This window comes from uncultured Allofournierella sp., from assembly GCA_944382705.1.
Taxonomy (GTDB): Bacteria; Bacillota; Clostridia; order Oscillospirales; family Ruminococcaceae; genus Allofournierella.
Map to the genome: position 1 here is coordinate 1 of CALWNE010000050.1, position 4807 is coordinate 4807.

General features: G+C 55.2%; 3 protein-coding genes. All 3 read left to right on the forward strand.

Features of this window, described 5'->3' with window-relative positions:
• Positions 1-166: 166 nt before the first annotated feature.
• The 3 genes from ACH2EM_RS07515 to ACH2EM_RS07525 all read left to right on the forward strand — a co-directional run bounded on the left by ACH2EM_RS07515 (position 167) and on the right by ACH2EM_RS07525 (position 4653).
• On the forward strand, positions 167-3346 hold the full coding sequence (locus ACH2EM_RS07515) for a hypothetical protein (protein WP_395151520.1): 3180 nt from the start codon (positions 167-169) through the stop codon (positions 3344-3346).
• A complete protein-coding gene (locus ACH2EM_RS07520) occupies positions 3336-3773 on the forward strand; it encodes a hypothetical protein (protein ID WP_395151521.1) in 438 nt (145 codons plus the stop codon). Before ACH2EM_RS07515 ends, ACH2EM_RS07520 begins: the two co-directional genes overlap by 11 nt.
• A gap of 61 nt (positions 3774-3834) precedes the next feature.
• On the forward strand, positions 3835-4653 hold the full coding sequence (locus tag ACH2EM_RS07525) for a glycoside hydrolase family 25 protein (RefSeq protein WP_395151522.1): 819 nt from the start codon (positions 3835-3837) through the stop codon (positions 4651-4653).
• Positions 4654-4807: the final 154 nt, after the last annotated feature.

Sequence of the window (4807 nt, forward strand, 5' to 3'; positions counted from 1 at the left end):
GAACGCATCAAGCAGTTCAGCCCGTGGCAAAGGCAAATCCGCACCGATTGGCAGAACCATCTGGCAGGCAAAGCCAAACAGACCTTTGATGCCGACCAGTGGCGCAGCGACATGGCCGACCTGGAGCGGATGATGGCGGCAGCATTTGGGGGGAGGTGATTGGTGAATGGGAACTTCTGCAGGTTCGATTTACATCGACCTGATTATTAAAAACAAAATCAAAGAGCAAACCGAAAAAGCAGCCCAGCAAACGGCGAATGTCCTTGAAAAAACCATCCAGAAGGCAGGGGCCAACGCAGGGGACAGGCTTCAGCAAACCATGACGGCCACATTCCAGCGAATTTCGGCCAAAAATGCGGAAATCCTGGCCAAACCACAGCAGGTAATGCAGCGTACTTTGCAGCAAGCAGCGCAGGGCACCGCAAAATCCGCCCAGACCATGGGGGAAAAGTTCAACAAAAGCCTTGCGCTGGCAAAGCTGAAGGTGGAACAGTTAGAAGCAGAATTTGAGTCGCTAAACGCCCAGCTGGACAAGATGCAAAACGAGCAGGCCCAGGCATTGAATGCTCCAAAGCCAAACGCCACAAAAACACTGTACCAGGAATTGCTGAGGGAGCAAAAATCCGTTAGCAGCAGACTGGTTGCGGCAGAACAGCGCCTGACGGTGGAACTTCAGGCCCAGCAGCACAAGCGCACCGCAGCCCAGCAGGCGCAGCTTGCCCGGCAGCAGGCCCAGCAAGCCCAAAACACTGCATCCACCCAGGCCCAGGTACAGCAGGCCTCTTCGGTACAGGCTGCCGCACTGCAAAGAGTGCGGCAGGTTGCTCAAATTGCGTTCAGCGGCATAAAGGCATCGGCACGAGCGGCACTTGCAAGCATCCCTTCGCTGGTAAAAAACATGGTTTCGGGTGTTCTGGCAGGATTTCGGAAGCTGGCCAGCGGAGCAGTAGCCAGCGTTAAGGCCTTGGCAAAAGGGGTGGTGTCTGGGGTTCGGGCATTGTCCCGGCTGCGCAGCGGCATCAAGCAAAGCACGGCTGGTATGCAGTCCTTCGGAGCACGGCTGCGCAGCATTGTGGGCGGTGCCTTGATTTTTAACGGCATCAGCAGGGCCCTCACCGGCACAATCACCTATTTCAAAAATGCGGTTATGGCTTCGGGGCAGTTCCGGGACGCGCTTGCAAACCTAAAAGGTGCAGCAAGTACGGCAGCTGCACCTATTGTGCAAGCATTAACTCCTGCATTAACGGCGCTTGCCAATGCAGCGGCAACGGTGTTTTCGTACATAGCAAGGCTGTTTAGCCTGCTTACCGGCAAAAGCGTGGCCAGTATGAAGGCAAGTGCCGTAGCCACAAACCAGTATGCCCAGTCGGTGAGCGGTGCCACCGATGCAGCCAAAGAACTGGCCGAAGCCAACAACACCCTGGGCATTGATGAGCTGAATGTGGTGCAGCAGGATTCCGGCTCCCAGTCCGGCAGCGGTGGTGGAGGTGCAGGGGGTACCGTTGCCCCGGATTATAGCTTTGACCCGCAATCCAGTTTGCTGGATAAAATGCTGGAATCCATTAAACAGGGCGACTGGTCACAGGTGGGTCAGTTGCTGGCAGAAAAGCTGAACCAAAGCCTTTCGGCCATCCACTGGCCCAGCATCGAGCAAACCGCCCGGCAGTGGGTGCAAAATCTGGTAGACACGCTGAATGGTTTTGTTCAAAAGCTGGATTGGAGCCTTGTGGGCGATACCTTCGCAAATGGTCTCAACCTTGCCTTACACTGCTATGACGACTTTTTCCAGAACTTCGATTGGACAGGCCTTGGCAGTGGCCTTGGCACAGGCTTGAACCGGGCGGTTCAAACGCTGGACTGGCAGGCGGTGGGCCGCTGGCTTACCGATAAGCTGAAAGCAGCACTGGAAACCCTTCACGGATTTGTGACAACCTTCGATTTTGCATCCCTGGGCAGCAGCTTGGCCGTTGCAATTATGGCAGCTATAAATAATATCGACTGGGTGCAGTTTGCAATGGACTTAAACAACCTTGCCTTTGGTCTTTTGGAGGGATTGCAGAATCTAATCCGAGGAATTGATTGGGCGGGAATGGGCGCAACTGTTCGTGAAATGCTGGCAAGCATCGACTGGGCCGGCATTGTATCAGGTTTGGCTTATTCACTGGGCCAGTTAGCTGGAGGTATTTGGATTTTCTTGCAAGAGGCACTTGCGGGCATAGGAGAGAAACTTGGTTCCTACTTCACCGACATCGGCGAAAATGGCATACAAGGCTTGCTGAAGGGTATGTGGAATCTTCTGTGCGACATTGGCAAATGGCTGTACAACAACCTGATTAAGCCAATGGTGGAAGGTGTTAAAGAGATGCTGGGCATCCATTCGCCCTCCAGAGTGTTTTTGGAAATCGGCGTGTTCCTGGTGCAGGGGCTGTTCAAAGGACTGTCCGACACCTGGCATACCGTTGCCGACTTCTTCTCGCAAAAGTTCCAGTGGGTTAAAAATCTGGTGGGCACAGCCTGGCAGCAGATTTGGGACAACACCTCCACGGTCTGGCAGAACATTAGTTCTGGGCTGAAGAACACGCTTGGAAATATTTTGAGTTTTGTTTCCGGCGCCTTTACAGGGGCGTGGAGCAACGCCTGGAAGATGGTGCAGAGCATTTTCGGGGGCATCTGGCAAGCCACCGGACAGAATGCCATCAATGCCTGGAAGATTGTTTCCTCCAGCTTGCAGGGGGCATTCCGTGGGCTGGTGGATTTTGTGGCAGGTGTTTTCACCGGAAATTGGAGCAGGGCATGGCAGGGAGTGCAGCAGGTGTTCTCCAGCGTTTGGCAGGGAATTGTGGAAATCTTCCGCAGCAACCTGAATGGCATCATCAGCTTTTTAAACGGCATGATTTCCGCCGTGGTGACAGGCATCAACGGCATGATTTCTGCCCTGAACAGTCTGAACATTCAGATTCCCAGCTGGGTGCCTGGGCTTGGCGGCTCTCAGTTCGGCCTAAATATCCCGGCGGTTTCTGCGCCGCAAATCCCCATGCTGGCCAATGGCGGCGTGATTACCCAGCCCACCCTTGCCATGATGGGCGAATATGCAGGGGCGGCAGCAAACCCCGAAATTGTAGCCCCGGAAAGCAAGCTGCGCAGCATCATGGGCGAAAGCGTGGCCGGGCTGGAGGGGACCATCAACCGGTTGGCCTCGGCCATTGTGCAGATGAACCGGCAGGAAATTACTGCCACCCAGCCCATTGAGGTGACACTGGATGGCCAGGTGCTGTACCGGGCTATGAATCAAATCAAGGCAAGACAGGGCAGACGAATTGGAGGTGCTTTTGCAGATGCCTATTGATTTAAAGGAATCCACAGGTTTTTTGTATCTGGGGGCTAGCCCCTACACAGATAAAACCAATTACAGTTTGAAGGTGCCTTACCCGGATGTGGGCAGTGCACCCTTTACCACCAGCCGTCTGGTGGACAGTGCCCGGAATGCTCAGGGCACCATGGTGGGCCGGATGGTGGGCCGGAGCATCGACAAGCAGGAGATGGGCTGGAGCGTGATTTCCTGCCAGCTGTGGTGGGAGATGAACCGGTGGTTTGAAAACGGCCACTTCACCTTTTATTGCCACTACTTCAATTTCAACATGGGCCGCTGGCTCACCCGGCTTGTGTATCTCTCGGATGTGAAGGTAAGCCCCGGACTGGTGGAAGGGAAGGATGGCCAACCGGATTTTTTACGGGATGCCAGCTTTTCGGTCATTGACTGCGGCGTGGTGTAACAAACAAATCCCCGGTCATTCATGGCCGGGGACAAATCAAGAATATAAAGGAGCGAGAACAATGAAGTTAATTGATGTATCCAAATGGCAGGGCAATTCCATTGATTGGGCCAAGGTGAAGGCAGCAGGCATTGAGGGCGCCATGCTGCGGGCAGGCTACGGCAAGCACGCCAGCCAGAAGGACCCCACCTTTGAGCGGAACTATGCCGAGTGCAAGCGGCTGGGCATTGCTGTGGGTGCCTACTGGTACAGCTATGCTGCCAGCACCGCCGAAGCCCAGCAGGAGGCCCAGGCATTTTTGCAGGTGATTGCCGGCAAGCAGTTTGAGCTGCCGGTGGCCTACGACATTGAGTATGAGCCCTGCATTCTGGCCCAGAGCAACGCTCAGCGCACCCAGCTGGTGAAAACCTTTTTAAGCCAGGTGGAGCAGGCTGGCTACTATGGGATGCTGTACGCCAGCACCGATTTTGTGGCCAACAAGCTGAACTACAAGGAGCTGACCCGGTACGATGTGTGGGCGGCCCAGTACGGCCCCCAATGCACCTGCCCCATGCCCTATGGCATCTGGCAGCATTCCAGCACCGGCAAGGTGGATGGCGTTGCGGGTGATGTGGATTTGGACATTGCCTACAAGGATTACCCGGCAATTATGAAGGCCGCTGGCCTGAATGGCTTTGCCAAATCTCCCGGTCAGCCTGCCGGTGATGGTTCCGGTGCAGCACAGACCAGACCCCCTGAGCAGCAGGAACAGCCCAACACTCCTGCCTCCCTGAGTACCATTACCATTGGTCCGGTGAGCCCCGGCGACTTTGCGGTGCTGCATAAGCTGGTGGCGGACAAGGCCGCCCAGCTGGGCAACATCCCGGTAAAGGTGGCGTAAGGAGGAAGCATGGTGGAGAAGGTGTTGAATGTGTACAATGCGCTGGTAGGGGGTGTGGTCATGCTGCTAAGCGGCATTCTGGGAGAGTATTGGTATCTGTTTGCGGCTTTTTTGGCGCTGAATATGCTGGACTGGTTCAGCGGATGGGCCAAAA